At 66.4% G+C, this 12713-nt stretch carries 11 protein-coding genes; 3 read left to right on the forward strand and 8 right to left on the reverse strand.

The genetic code is table 11. The features are described from left to right. Window positions 1-135: 135 nt before the first annotated feature. Together N0K08_RS00965 and N0K08_RS00970 are read right to left on the reverse strand one after the other, a co-directional pair. Window positions 136-1077, reverse strand: a complete 942-nt coding sequence (locus N0K08_RS00965; RefSeq protein ID WP_261498120.1) for an EamA family transporter — start codon at window positions 1075-1077, stop codon at window positions 136-138. Between the two features lie 65 nt (window positions 1078-1142). Continuing rightward, on the reverse strand, window positions 1143-2033 hold the full coding sequence (locus N0K08_RS00970) for a LysR family transcriptional regulator (protein ID WP_261498121.1): 891 nt from the start codon (window positions 2031-2033) through the stop codon (window positions 1143-1145). Between the two features lie 126 nt (window positions 2034-2159). Between N0K08_RS00970 and N0K08_RS00975 the strand changes: the two genes are divergently transcribed. After that, window positions 2160-3233, forward strand: a complete 1074-nt coding sequence (locus N0K08_RS00975; RefSeq protein ID WP_261498122.1) for a YeiH family protein — start codon at window positions 2160-2162, stop codon at window positions 3231-3233. Here the strand turns inward: N0K08_RS00975 and N0K08_RS00980 are convergent. Together N0K08_RS00980 and N0K08_RS00985 are read right to left on the reverse strand one after the other, a co-directional pair. After that, window positions 3222-3560 (reverse strand): tetratricopeptide repeat protein, encoded by a 339-nt coding sequence (locus N0K08_RS00980; protein WP_261498123.1) that lies wholly within the window; start codon window positions 3558-3560, stop codon window positions 3222-3224. The genes N0K08_RS00975 and N0K08_RS00980 overlap by 12 nt on opposite strands. A 51-nt stretch (window positions 3561-3611) precedes the next feature. Continuing rightward, window positions 3612-5057: an MFS transporter gene (locus N0K08_RS00985; protein WP_261498124.1), complete on the reverse strand. Its 1446-nt coding sequence runs from the start codon at window positions 5055-5057 to the stop codon at window positions 3612-3614. A gap of 70 nt (window positions 5058-5127) precedes the next feature. Between N0K08_RS00985 and N0K08_RS00990 the strand changes: the two genes are divergently transcribed. After that, window positions 5128-5790 (forward strand): helix-turn-helix transcriptional regulator, encoded by a 663-nt coding sequence (locus N0K08_RS00990; RefSeq protein WP_261498125.1) that lies wholly within the window; start codon window positions 5128-5130, stop codon window positions 5788-5790. Between the two features lie 113 nt (window positions 5791-5903). Continuing rightward, window positions 5904-7838 carry a sensor histidine kinase gene (locus N0K08_RS00995; RefSeq protein ID WP_261498126.1) on the forward strand — a complete coding sequence of 645 codons (1935 nt, stop codon included), beginning with the start codon at window positions 5904-5906 and terminating at the stop codon, window positions 7836-7838. Between the two features lie 76 nt (window positions 7839-7914). Here N0K08_RS00995 and N0K08_RS01000 read toward each other — a convergent pair whose 3' ends face one another. The 4 genes from N0K08_RS01000 to N0K08_RS01015 all read right to left on the reverse strand — a co-directional run bounded on the left by N0K08_RS01000 (window position 7915) and on the right by N0K08_RS01015 (window position 12605). After that, complete coding sequence (locus tag N0K08_RS01000; protein ID WP_261498127.1) at window positions 7915-9357, reverse strand: NAD-dependent succinate-semialdehyde dehydrogenase; 1443 nt, start codon at window positions 9355-9357, stop codon at window positions 7915-7917. A gap of 183 nt (window positions 9358-9540) precedes the next feature. Continuing rightward, entirely contained in the window at window positions 9541-10773 is a 1233-nt protein-coding gene (locus tag N0K08_RS01005; protein ID WP_261498128.1) for an acyl-CoA dehydrogenase family protein, read from the reverse strand. A 2-nt stretch (window positions 10774-10775) separates the two neighbouring features. Beyond that, window positions 10776-11765 (reverse strand): Bug family tripartite tricarboxylate transporter substrate binding protein, encoded by a 990-nt coding sequence (locus N0K08_RS01010; protein ID WP_261498129.1) that lies wholly within the window; start codon window positions 11763-11765, stop codon window positions 10776-10778. Between the two features lie 30 nt (window positions 11766-11795). Then, the gene (locus tag N0K08_RS01015; RefSeq protein WP_261498130.1) at window positions 11796-12605 is read right to left on the reverse strand and encodes an IclR family transcriptional regulator; all 810 of its coding nucleotides are present in this window, start codon (window positions 12603-12605) and stop codon (window positions 11796-11798) included. Between the last annotated feature and the right edge of the window lie 108 nt (window positions 12606-12713).

The raw sequence follows: 12713 nt of genomic DNA on the forward strand, positions 1-12713 counted from the left end.
TGCGGCCGGTCCCGGGTTATCCCTGGATACCGTGCCCAAGCTTGTGCATAACTGCAGGCACAACTGCCGAAAACGGCGCCAGTGCTGGGTTTGCGGGGCGTGCCTAAAAATACAGCAACCGCTGCGACCCCAGGCTCAGCGGCCCGATGCCAGGCGTGCCTGCCAGCGCGCGCCGAACATCACCACCACCAGCGCCATCACGATGCATGCGCCGCCGGCCCATTGCCAGGGCGTGACCTGCTCGCCCAGCATGCCCATGCCGGCCACCAGGCCGATCACCGGAACGCCCAGGCTGAACGGCGCCACGCGGCTGGCGGGATGGCGCTTGAGCAGGCCCGTCCACAGCGCATAGGCGGTGATGGTCGCGCACCAGCCCAGATAGGCCACGGCCAGCCAGCTCGCCAGCGGCGCATTCAGCCACTGCCAGCGCAATGCCGGCGGATCGAAGCACAGGCTCAGCAGCGCAAACGGCACGATGGGCACGACGCCGCTCCAGACCACAAAGCCCAGCGCATCGTAGTTGCCGGCCACCTGCTGCGCGCGCCTCGCAACGATGTTCGAGGCCGACCACATCGCGGCCGACACCAGGTTCAGCACAAAGCCCAGGAAAGTGGTGCCTGCGGCGGCTGCGCCGCCCAGGTAATTCATGGCAAAGCAGCCCAGCCCCATGGCCGCCCAGACCAGCCCCCATTTCAAGGGACGCGACAGGTGCTCGTTCAGCAACAGCACGCCGAGCAAGGCGGTGAAGAACACCTGGGTCTGCATCAGCACCGACGCCAGCGCGGCCGTCATGCCCACCTGCAGCGCAATGAACAGCACGCCGAACTGTCCCACGCCCTGGCACAGCCCATAGGCCACGATCCAGCGCCAGGGCAACTGCGGGCGGCGCACGACCAGCACCAGCGGCAGCGCGGCGAACACATAGCGCCATACGCCCAGCTGGAAGGGCGTGAAGTCGAGCAGCGCCCATTTCATGGCAACGAAGTTCAGCCCCCAGATCACCACCACCGCCAGGGCTGCGAGCAGGTCGCGCCCGGAAAAATGCGAGGCGACTGCCACGGGATGAACCTTGCTCATGAAAAAATCCTGGATAAGAAGCATGCCGCCACGGACATGGCAACTTTGTCCGCCATTTTCGCTCGCTATCCGCCTTTGCAGGCGGCGATGAAGGCGGCCAGGGCCGGCGAAGGCCGCTTGCCTTCACGCTGCAGCAGCGAAAAGTGACGCCACATGCGCGGCAAGGTGGTCTGCACAATGCGCAACTCACCCGCATCGACCATGGCCTGCACCAGCACGCGCGACAGACAGCTGATGCCCATGCCATGGGCCACGCAGCGCGCAATCGCTTCCGAGCTGCCCAGCGTGGCCGCGGCGGGCAATTGGTGCAGGCGTGGCAGCAGCGCGTGCTCGACCATTTCGCGCGTGCCTGAGCCGGGCTCGCGCAGCAGCCAGCGCGCATGGCGCAGCGCGGCCGCGCCCACCGGCTGCCCGGCGGCGCCCAGCGCATCCCGCGGTGCCGCCACGATCACCAGCTCATCGCGCAGCCAGGGCTGTACATCCAGGCCCGGCCAGTGGCTCGCCCCCTCGATCAAGCCCAGATCCACTTCCAGCGCCTGTACGGCCTGCGCGACTTCGCTGGTGTTGGCGATGCGCAAATCGATGCTCACATGGGGATGGCTCAGCGCAAAAGCCGCCAGCACCGGCGGCAAGGCATAGGTGCCTATGGTGGTGCTGGCCGCGACCCGCAGGCACACGGCCAACCCCTTGCCCTGGGGTGAAAACGCCTGTTCGACATTGCGCGCCTGCTCCACCAGTTCCATGGCCTGGGGCAAGAGCGCCCGGCCGGCGTCATTGAGCACCAGGTGCCGGCCCACGCGCTCGAAGAGCTGCACGCCCAGACCGGTCTCGAGCTGCTGCAAGGCGGCACTGGTCGCCGACTGCGACAAGGCCAGCTCCTCGCCAGCCGCCACGGTGGAGCCCGTGCGCGCCACGGCGCAGAAGATGTCCAGTTGACGCAAGGTGAGATGCAGCATGGGCAGTTCCAGAAGATGAATCAACCTATTTTTCAGGTTGATATTACAAAAACTATTCGTTATACAAATATAGCCAAGAAATCTAAAGTGCATTCAGGCAGTGGATTTTCCCCACTGAAAAGCACCATGCAGCAACCTAGCAACGCCTCACCCACTCTTCGCTTCCCCGCCGCGGCCCTGGGCTACCTGCCGGGCCTGGCACTGTCCGCCGCCCTGGCCCTGGCTGCCATCTGGCTGGCACAGTCGCCGGTCTTCACCGAACGCGGCCTGAGCGCGCTGACGCTGGCCCTGGTCATGGGCTTGCTGGTAGGCAACACCGTCTACCCTCGCCTGGCACCGTCCAGCCATGCGGGCGTGGGCTTTGCCAAGCAGCGGCTGCTGCGCGCGGGCATCGTTCTGTACGGCCTGCGCCTGACGTTCCAGGACATAGGCCATCTGGGCTGGAGCGGCGTGATGATCGATGCGCTGGTGCTGGGCAGCACCTTTGCCATGGCACTGTGGCTGGGGCGCAAGGTCCTGGGCCTGGACGCGCGCACCAGCATCCTGATCGGCGCCGGCAGCTCGATCTGCGGCGCGGCAGCCGTGCTGGCCACGGCCCCCGTGGTCAAGGGTCGGCCGCAGGACATCGCGGTGGCCGTGGCCACGGTGGTGGTGTTCGGCACGGTCGCCACCTTTGTCTATCCCGCGCTGTTCCACTGGAATGCCGCCCACGCCCTGGTCAACCTGTCGCCCACGCAATTCGGCCTGTACATCGGCTCCACCGTGCACGAAGTGGCGCAGGTGGTGGCAGCCGGCGAAGCCATCTCGCCGCAGACCGCCGACATGGCGGTGATTGCCAAGATGGTGCGCGTGATGATGCTCGCCCCCTTCCTGCTGCTGCTGTCGGCCTGGTGGGCCCGCAAGAATGCCAAAGGCACGACCGACAGCCAGCCAGCGCCCATCAGCATTCCCTGGTTTGCGCTGGGCTTCGTGGTCGTGGCGGGCGTGAATTCGCTGGACCTGCTGCCACGCTCGCTGGTGCAGTTCGGCGTGCAGCTCGACAACCTGCTGCTCGCCGTGGCCATGGCCGCGCTGGGCCTGAGCACCCACATCAGCGCCGTGCGGGCCGCGGGCACACGGCCGCTGCTGCTGGCCCTGGTGCTGTTCGGCTGGCTGCTGGGCGCGGGCCTGCTGCTCAACCTGCTGTTGTCACCGGTCTGATCCGTCCCCGGCGTGCGCCTGCTGCCGCTGCAGGCGGCGCAGGAAGACCGCCATTTCCTTGGCCGACTGCGCATCGCCTTGCTGCTGCGCGACTTCCAGCCCCCGGGTCCAGGCCGCCTGCGCCGCGTCCAGGCGCTCCAGCTGGTGCAGCGCCCGGCCCAGCAGCTTCCAGGCCGCCGAGTACGAGGCCTGCTGCTGCGTCGCCTGTGTCAGGTGCAGCACGGCCGCCTCGGCATCGCCGGCCTGCAAACAGGCATTGCCCAGACCGAAGCGCAGCAAGGCGCTGTCACGGCCGGCGGCCAGCAGTTGTTCCAGTTTTTCACGCATGGCTTTCTCCTGTATGTGGAAGGCAATGGGACGGCACCCCGCCCCCGTTGCTTATCGACGGGTGATGCGGCGCGCCAGCAGCGCGGCCAGCAAGGGCGCGAGCGCGAAGCTGACAAACAGCCAGACCGCGGCCGACTGCGCGCCGACCACGCCGCCCGGCTGGATCAACCCGGCGGCATTCGCCACCAGCCCGGCAATGGCCGCGCCTATGGCCATGCCATACAGCTGTACCGTGGTGATGGCCGCCGAAGCCATGCCGCCTTCACCCTGGGGGGCCAGGGTCAGCACACGGATCAGCAGATGCGGCCAGCCAATGCCCACGCCCGCTCCCGCGCCGGCCAGCGCCAGACCGCACAGCAGCATGTGCAGGCCGGGGTCCAGCCCCAGATTCGAAGGAACAAGCAGCGCCAGCACCAGCAGGCTCGCGGTGCCCAGCACCGGTCCGGCGCGCAGCAGGCGTGCGGCGCCCTCGCCTTCGCGGCCCGACGACAGCAGCGAGCCGCCACTCCAGCCGGCCGCCATCGCCGCCGTCAGATAGCCCGCGGCCAGCGGTGTGTAGCCGTGCAGGGTCTGCAGAAAATAGGGAATGTAGATTTCCGTGGTCGTGCCCACCAGCAGCAAGGCCACGCTCGCATAGACCGCGCCCAGCGGCGAGCCCCAGGCCGTCGCGCCCGAAGGCAGCAGCCGCACCTGGGCCCGGCGGTCCACCAGCACCGCGGCCGCGCCCAGCGCCAGCCCGGCGACCACACCCGCGCCTTGCCACAGCAGTTGCGCCGACAGGCTGCCAGCGGCCACGGCCAGCACCGACGTCGCCAGCAACAAGATCTGCAGGCCGGGAATCAGCGGCTGCGGGCCGGCGGCCGGCTTCGCGTCCGGCGCCGGGCGCAGTTGGACGGCGACCAGCAGCGCCTGCAGCAGCGCCACCGGCAACAGCATCCAGAAAGCCCAGCGCCAGTGCCCGGCCTGGGCAAACAGGCCGCCCACGGCCGGCCCGCACAGCGTGGCAATGCCCCACATGCCCGACACCAGCGCGACGGCCCGCGGCCACAGCGCGGGCACGAACACGACCGAGATCAACGCATAGCTCAGCGCGGCCAGCACGCCGCCACCCAGGCCTTGCACGCTGCGTCCGGCCAGCATCCAGGGCATGGAGGGGGCCGACGCGCAGGCCGCCGAGCCCAGCGCGAACACGGCCAGCGCCGCGATGCAGGCGCCACGCGGCCCGGCCACGGCCAGCAGGCGCACCGACAGGGCCGCGCCCACGATGGAGGCGACCACGAACAAGGTGGTGTTCCAGGCATACCAGTCGAGGCCGCCAATGTCCTGCACCACCGACGGCAGGACCGTGGTGACGATATGCACATTGATGGCGTGCAGCGCGACGCCGCCGGTCAATGCCAGGGCCAGCAGGCCGTTGCGCCCCCGGAACAGGCTGCCCCAGGAGGCAGTCGCTGGCGGGGCCGAGGGAACAGAGGGGACGGTGGAGATTTCAGGCATGGATCGCTCTCGACAGGCAAACAGGCTTGGATTAATATCCAAGAAACTGTTTGGATATTAAGGGCGCATCATGAATAACGCAAGAAAAGACTTTGAAAATTCTGCCCATGCGTCCACGGCCGATCGCATCCTGTTCTTCCTCAAGTCCCAGGGCTCGGCCTCGACGGCGCGGCTGGCGCAGCTGCTGGAAACCAGCGCCGAAGCCGCGCGCCAGCAGGTGCAGAAACTGGTCGCCGCGGGCTGGATAGAAGGCCGCCAGGAAGCGGCATCCGGCGTGGGCCGGCCACGCCAGAACTGGGTGCTGACCGACGCCGGCAACCGCCGCTTTCCGGACGCCCACGCGCAGTTGACGGCCCAGTTGCTCGGCTCGGTACGCCAGATCTTCGGCGCCGAAGGGCTGGACCGCCTGATCAGCCAGCGCGAAGCCGACGCGCGCGTCGTCTACCAGCAGACCTGCACGGGCAAGACCTTGGCCAAGCGCCTGGAGCAACTGGCGGCCATTCGCACCGCCGAAGGCTATATGGCGCGCGTCGAACGCGATGGCCAGGACTGGATGCTGATCGAGGACCATTGCCCGATCTGCGTCGCGGCGCGCACCTGCCAGGGTTTTTGCCGCTCCGAGCTGCAGCTGTTCCAGGACATCATCGGCCCCGAGGCCAAGGTGGTGCGCGAGCAGCACCTGCTGGCCGGCGCCACGCGCTGCGCTTACCGCATCACGCAAGACCCGACCTGAAGTACCCGCAGCGCACAGCCACCAGAACGGGTGATTGCCAAGAGCCGCAAGCACGGCATCACAAATAACACACACATTTACAATCAAAAAGCTGATCTACCACCGCTGTCTCCATGTTGTCCGAAAGCCATTGCTTACGCCACCACCACCTCCGGAAACGGCTGCTGCTTGACGTCTGCGCAAGAATGCTGCGGCTGGCGGTGTTCACCCTGCTGGCCATGGGATGGCTGGCATCGGCGCATGCCGCGGAGAAGGACTGGCCTGCGCTGGACCCCGCCTGCAAGCCGCAGCTGCGCGGCACCTGGGCCGCACGGGAACTCCAGGACCAGGTGCGTCCCGCCGAAGGCTGGGAGGAAATCACCCTGCCGGACCGGTGGAAGCAGCGCTGGCCCGAATGGCATGGCGTGACCTGGTATCGGGTCGACTGGGAGCTGCCTTGCGGCCGCCAGCATCTGGCCCTGTTCATCTCGGGCATACGCCAGGCGGGAGTGGTCTACTGGGGCGACGAGCTGCTGTGGCGTGACCGCAATCTCGAGCCCCCTTACTCACGCGGAGGCAATCTGCCCCGGGTCTGGCCGGTGAGCACGCGCGACGGCCCCGGCATGCGCAGCGTATGGATACGGGTGATGGGCCAGGCCGAGCCTACCCCGGGCCTGGGCGAAGTGCTGCTGGACGACGCCATGGCGCTGACACAGGAGCACGCCCGGCGGACTTTCCGCCAGCGCACCGTCTACCTCATCACCTCCTCGCTGTCCCTGGCCATAGGATTGACGGCGGTGACGCTGTGGCTCTGGCGGCGCAGCGAGCGCATGTATCTCTGGTTCGGCCTGATGCATTTGTGCTGGTCGGCCTACCTGGCCCATGTGCTGCGCACCGAGCCCTGGCCGTGGCTGCGCAGCGAAAACCATGGCACGCAGCTGATCCTTTTCTTCATGCTGTACGGCAACTGCTTTTCGCTGTTCTCCCAACGTTTTCTGGGCCGCGATCATCCCCGCCTGAATGTGTTTGCATGGACCGTCACCGGCGTGCTGTTCCTGCTCAATGCCGTCGTACCCTATGAGGCCGGCGATCAGTTCACGCTGCTGGGATTTCGCTGGTCCGGTTTTCTGTTCAGCGTGAGCGTCCTCTACGCCATCTACACCGCCCTGCGCACGCGCAAGCCCGAACACCTGTGGCTCGCCGCCTGCTGGACCGTCATGCTGATCGTCAGCGTCCATGACATCTTCGTCGCCGCGCGGGTCTGGCAGAACCATGAAACCTGGTCCTCCATCACCGGTCCGGTGACCACCGTGTTTCTGGCCGGGTTGATGGGCTGGAAGATCGCCGGCTATATGCGGCGCATCGACGGCTTCAACACGGAGCTGCACGCCAACGTCACCCAGGCGCGCGCCGAACTGGCGCAGGTGCTGGAGCAGCAGAAAGCCCAGGCCGTGGAAAACGCCAAGCTGCAGGAGCGCGCCCAGATCGCGCACGATCTGCATGACGGCCTGGGCGGCAATCTGGTGCGCTCCATGGCCCTGGTGGCGCATGCGCCTGACTTGTCCCAGGACCGCGTCATGTCGATGTTCAAGGTGCTGCGCGATGACTTGCGGCAGGTCATTGATTCGGGCTCCAGCGCCACCACCCCTGTGCCCGAAACGCCGAGGCAATGGCTGGCCCCGCTGCGCCACCGGCTGACCATGATCCTCGACGAGCTGGGCATCCAGGCACAGTGGCGTATCGACGAAGACTGGAAGACCGCGCCCACCGCCATCCAGTGCCTGGCGATGGCGCGCTTCGTGGAGGAGGCGTTCTCCAACATCATCAAGCACAGCCGTGCACGCCATGTGCGCGTGGTCAGCATACAGCCCTCGGACATCTCATGGCAGGTGGTTGTCGAGGACGATGGCGTGGGCTTCGATGTCGCCACCGCGACCGCCGCGCGCCTGGGTATCGGCATGCAAAGCATGCGTGCGCGACTGGCGCGCACCAACGGCAGCCTGGAAATTCAGTCCCGACCGGGGCGTACGGTGCTGAACGCACACATGGTCCTCGCGCCCGGCAATTAACGTATCGCCCAATGAAAAAAGCCTGGGCCATGGCCCAGGCTTTGGTTCTCAACGCCCCATGGGGGCGCTGCGATCGTCAGACGCCGGTCACCGCCACGGCCTTGCTGATCAGGTGCTCTTCCAGCGCTTCGTGGCCGCCTTCGCTGCCCAGGCCGGAATCCTTGATGCCGCCGAACGGCAGTTCAGCCGAAGGCGTCGCGGGCTGGTTGATCCACAGCATGCCGGTTTCCACGCGATCGGCCAGGGTCTGCACGTTCTTGAACGACTTGGTGAAGGCATAGGCCGACAGGCCGTAGCTCAGGCGGTTGGCTTCGGCAATGGCGTCGTCCAGCTGACGGAAAGTGCGCAGGCCGGCGATGGGGCCGAACGGCTCCTCGTTGAACAGCATGGAGTCCATGGGCGGGTTGACCACCAGCGTGGGCGCGAAGAAGTTGCCGACGTCGCCGATGCGGTGGCCGCCGGTCACCACCTCGCCGCCCTTGGCCTTGATGTCGGCCATGATGGTTTCCATGGCCTGCAGACGGCGCTCGTTGACCAGCGGTCCGAGCTTGGTGTCGGCCGAGAGGCCGTCGCCGACCTTGAGGCTTTCCGAGTAGGCAACATAGGCATTCTGGAAATCCTTGGCCAGGGATTCATGCACCAGAAAGCGCGTAGGCGCGATGCAGATCTGGCCCGCATTGCGGTACTTGGCCACGCCGATGGACTTGGCCGCGAGTTCCACATCGGCATCTTCGGCGACGATCACCGGCGCGTGGCCGCCCAGCTCCATCACCACCTTCTTCATGTGCGCGCCGGCCTTGGCGGCCAGCAGCTTGCCCACGGCCGTGGAGCCGGTGAACGTGACGAAGCGGATCACCGGGTGGGCGATCAGGTAGTCGGAGATTTCGGCCGGATTGCCATACACCAGACCCACCACGCCGGGCGGCACGCCGGCGTCGACAAAGCACTGCAGGAAGGCGGCGGGCGAGGCCGGCGTATCTTCGGGGGCCTTGCACAGGAAGGAACAGCCCGTGGCCAGCGCCGGGCCGATCTTGCGGGCGACCTGGTTGAGCGGGAAATTCCAGGGCGTGAAGGCGGCAACGGGTCCGATGGGCTGCTTGAGCACCATCTGGTGGCTGGCGGGGTTGGCGCCGGGCACGATGCGGCCGTAGACGCGCCGGCCTTCGTCGGCAAACCATTCGATCATGTTCGCGCAGCTCAGCGCTTCGCCGCGCGCTTCGGCCAACGGCTTGCCCTGCTCCACGGTCATGATGTGGGCGATCGCATCCGCGCGCTCGCGCAGCAGCGCGGCGGCTGCGCGCATGATGCGCTGGCGCTCCACGGAGGACGTGGCACGCCAGATTTCAAAGCCTTTTTGCGCCGCGGCCAGGGCCAGGTCCAGGTCTTTCACGCCGGCATGCGCCACGCGGCCGATCACCGTGCCGGTCGCAGGATTGAGCACGTCGATGGTCCGGCCATCGGCTGCATCCTGCCATGCGTTGTTGATCAATAGACGCGTATCGGGGTATTGGAAGCTCATGGAAATCCTCTGCTGAAAGTGGACCGTTGGACGTTGGCTTGACTGCATGTTCCCCGCTATTGCGGGCAACGCGGCGAGACAAAGAATACTAGATGATCCAGCCGTGGCAAAAGTCCATTTCACCGATCGCCCATCGCGGGCTCGTTTGCCGGCCTTCTTTGGCGGATGGCCGGCGCCGCGCGCTCAGTAATCCACCAGCGACCCCGCGTGCAGACAGGGGTTGCGCTCCGCGGAGCGACTGCGGCGCACGGCATCGCGGCCGATCACGGTCTTGTGCACTTCGCTGGAGCCTTCACCGATCTGGTTGAGCTTGGCGTCGCGGAAGAAGCGCTCCAGCGGAAAGTCCTGCAGGTAGCCGCGCCCGCCAGTGAGCTGCAGCGCGTCGGTGACCACTTTCATGCACAGGTCCGTGGCCTGCAGCTTCGCCATGGAGGCAAAGATGGCCACGTCGGCATCGCCGCGATCGTATTTCTCGGCCGTCAGCGCCAGCAGCGCGCGTGCCGCCTCAATCTGCACGATCATTTCCGCCAGCATCCACTGCGCGCCCTGGTGCTCGCCCAGCGACTTGCCGAACAGCTGGCGGTCCACCATGTAGGTGGCGGCAATTTCCACGGCGCCGATCGCGCGCCCCAGCGCCATGGCGGCATGGCCGATACGGGCCCTGAGCAGTGCGTCCTGCGCCAGATGAAAGCCATCGCCTTCCGCGCCCAGCCGGTGGCTCACCGGCACGCTGACCCCCCGGAATTCCAGGGAGGAGATGGGCACGCCATACCAGCCGAGCTTACCCACCTCCGGACTGATGTCGAACCCCGGGGCATCCCTGGGCACCAGCACGGCGATGAAGACCGAGGGATCATGCGCCGCGCGCCCCACGACCGCGAACCAGTCGGCCGTGGTTGCGCGCGTGATGAACTTCTTGCGACCGTCCACGATGTAGTGGTCGCCCTCGCGGCGAATGACGGTTTCCAGCCCGCGCACGTCGGAACCCGCGCTGGGCTCGGTCAGCGCAAACGCCGCCTGGAGTTCACCGGAGCACAAGCCTGGCAGAAGGCGCGACTTGAAATCGTCTGAGGCCCCTGCCGCAATGGCCCGTGTGGAAAGGTCGGTGCCGGTGATCAGGGAGGCCGAAGTGCTGCAGACCCGGGCCAGTTCCTCGATCACGCGGATGCGCAGCACCTGGCGCGCATCCGTGCCGCCATAGGCCTTGGGAAACGCCGTTGCGACCACGCCTTCGCGTGCCAGCAGGCGGAAAGTGTCCCAGGCAAAAACGTCCTCTTTCGCCACCTCCGCGGCCTTGGGACCTATCACCTCCCTGGTGAGACGGCGCACGCGCTCCACCATTTGCAACTCCTCGGTCGTGAGGCCTTGCAGGAAATGTTCGCCGAACAGGCGCGCTGCTGCTGTTGATTCGCTCATTTTCAGTTTCCTTGATTCGGCTGGATCCCAGCCTGTTTCACCACCGCACTCCATCTGACGACTTCTTGGGACAGGAAGCGGTCGAACTCCGGCCCTGTCTGGGGCGCACCTTCCAGCGCCAGCGTCTGGAATTTCTTCTTCACGTCCGGCAAGGCCAGGGCCTGCGCGACGTCCGTGGAAAGCTTTTGCAGCACGGGCTCGGGCGTGCGCCTGGGCGCGACCAGCGCCAGCCAGGTACCGACTTCGAATCCCGGCAGCCTGGCGGCCTCGGCGACCGTGGGCGTGAGGGGCAAGGCCGTGGACCGTGCCCCGGTCGTGACCGCAAGAGGACGCAGCTTGCCGGCGTTGATGTGCGGCAGTGCCAGCGAGGTGGACATGGGCATCATGTCGACGCGCCCCGCCAGCAGATCGCTGATCGCTTCCGGCTGCCCCTTGTAGGGCACATGCGTCAAGGGGATGCGCGCCGACTGTGCCAGCAGCTCTCCGGTCAGATGCGACGAAGTGCCCAGGCCGGAGCTCGCGTAGGTGGGCGGCGCCGCGCCCTTCTTCGCGATGTCGACCAGTTCCGCCATGCTTTTTGCAGCGAAGCCGGGGTGCACCACGATCACGTTCGGGATGACGCCGAACCCGGCAATGCCTTTGAAATCGCGCACCGGATCCCAGGTGATGCTTTTCTGCAGCAAAGGCGCGACGGCATACGAAGGGGACACCATCAGCAAGGTGTAGCCGTCGGCCGCCGACTTGGCCACGTATTCCGTGCCTATAGCCCCCCCCGCACCGGGCTTGTTCTCCACGATCACCGGCTGGCCGTACTGGTGCGCCAGCTTGTCCCCGACGATGCGTGCGATCGAGTCCACCACGCCGCCCGCGGGATAGGGAACAAGGATGCGGATCGGCTTTTTCGGAAAGCCGTCCTGCGCCGCTGCCGTCGCGGCCATGCACAGGGCCGTGACGCCCATCACCGCGGCGATGGCCTGTTGAAAACGCTTCATGTTTTTGTCTCCTGATCGATGAACAACCGCCTACCTCAGGCCCTGCGCAAGCTCCAGTTCTCTGACGGCTTTCTTGAGCAGCGGCACGACTTCGTGCAGCAATTTCTCACTCGCATTGCGATGCGCATACAGCGTGCAATTCATGGCCAGCGCGGGTTCTCCCGGAACGCAGGCAATGGGCACGGCCACGGCATTGATGTCCTTGTGCCAGTCGCCGGCAACATGGCAGCAGCCCTCGGCGGCGAACAGCTGCCGGGCCTTCTCGAAGGCATCCCGAGAGCCCTCGAACATTGCCTGGTCGTGCACTTTCAGGTAGTTGAGGATGGCGGCGCTTTCCGCGGGCGGGGCCGCAAGAATGAGCGCAAAGCCGATGGCGCTTTGCAGCAGCGGGCGGGTCGTTCCGATGTCGGGCAGATGCGCATTTCCCTTGTCCGCCCGGACGGACTCCACGTAAACGACATGGGTGCGATCGCGCATCCCGAGGTTGACGCTGCACCCCGTGGCCTGCGCCACTGTTTCCATGATGGGCCGCGCGATCTGGCGCACGCTCATGCTGGCCAGCAAGGGATAGCCCAGCGACAGAACACCCGAGCCCAGGCGGTATTTCTGCAGCTTGTCCACCCGGCTCAGATAGCCCAGCAAGGTGAGCGTGTAGGTCAGCCGCGAGACCGTCGGTCTGGGCAGGCCGGTGCGCTCGGAGATCTCGCGGTTGCCCAGCAGCGGCTCGGCCAGCGTGAACGCGCGCAGCACTTCCATGCCGCGCGCCAGATTCATGGCGAACTGGCGGTCGGCGCTCAGATCGTGCGGATTGACCAGACCGGGCAAGTGGATGGGAGACATGGTGCGTGGCTTGGATGTGTTGGAGGGCATGATGGTTTTCGCCTGGTGGGAAGTCAACGAAACGTGCACGCGATTTCGCTGTGCGAAATGCCCATTGTGGGATGCAAG

It is taken from the genome of Acidovorax bellezanensis (assembly GCF_025421555.1).
GTDB classification, from domain to species: domain Bacteria; phylum Pseudomonadota; class Gammaproteobacteria; order Burkholderiales; family Burkholderiaceae_C; genus Comamonas; species Comamonas bellezanensis.

Bases quoted from the DNA above. Each gene is read 5' to 3' on its own strand.
- N0K08_RS01005 (WP_261498128.1), bottom strand. From the start codon at position 10,773: ATGAGCGAATCAACAGCAGCAGCGCGCCTGTTCGGCGAACATTTCCTG.
- N0K08_RS00985 (WP_261498124.1), bottom strand. From the start codon at position 5,057: ATGCCTGAAATCTCCACCGTCCCCTCTGTTCCCTCGGCCCCGCCAGCG.
- N0K08_RS00965 (WP_261498120.1), bottom strand. From the start codon at position 1,077: ATGAGCAAGGTTCATCCCGTGGCAGTCGCCTCGCATTTTTCCGGGCGC.
- N0K08_RS00980 (WP_261498123.1), bottom strand. From the start codon at position 3,560: ATGCGTGAAAAACTGGAACAACTGCTGGCCGCCGGCCGTGACAGCGCC.
- N0K08_RS00970 (WP_261498121.1), bottom strand. From the start codon at position 2,033: ATGCTGCATCTCACCTTGCGTCAACTGGACATCTTCTGCGCCGTGGCG.
- N0K08_RS00975 (WP_261498122.1), top strand. From the start codon at position 2,160: ATGCAGCAACCTAGCAACGCCTCACCCACTCTTCGCTTCCCCGCCGCG.
- N0K08_RS01000 (WP_261498127.1), bottom strand. From the start codon at position 9,357: ATGAGCTTCCAATACCCCGATACGCGTCTATTGATCAACAACGCATGG.
- N0K08_RS01015 (WP_261498130.1), bottom strand. From the start codon at position 12,605: ATGTCTCCCATCCACTTGCCCGGTCTGGTCAATCCGCACGATCTGAGC.
- N0K08_RS00990 (WP_261498125.1), top strand. From the start codon at position 5,128: ATGAATAACGCAAGAAAAGACTTTGAAAATTCTGCCCATGCGTCCACG.
- N0K08_RS00995 (WP_261498126.1), top strand. From the start codon at position 5,904: ATGTTGTCCGAAAGCCATTGCTTACGCCACCACCACCTCCGGAAACGG.
- N0K08_RS01010 (WP_261498129.1), bottom strand. From the start codon at position 11,765: ATGAAGCGTTTTCAACAGGCCATCGCCGCGGTGATGGGCGTCACGGCC.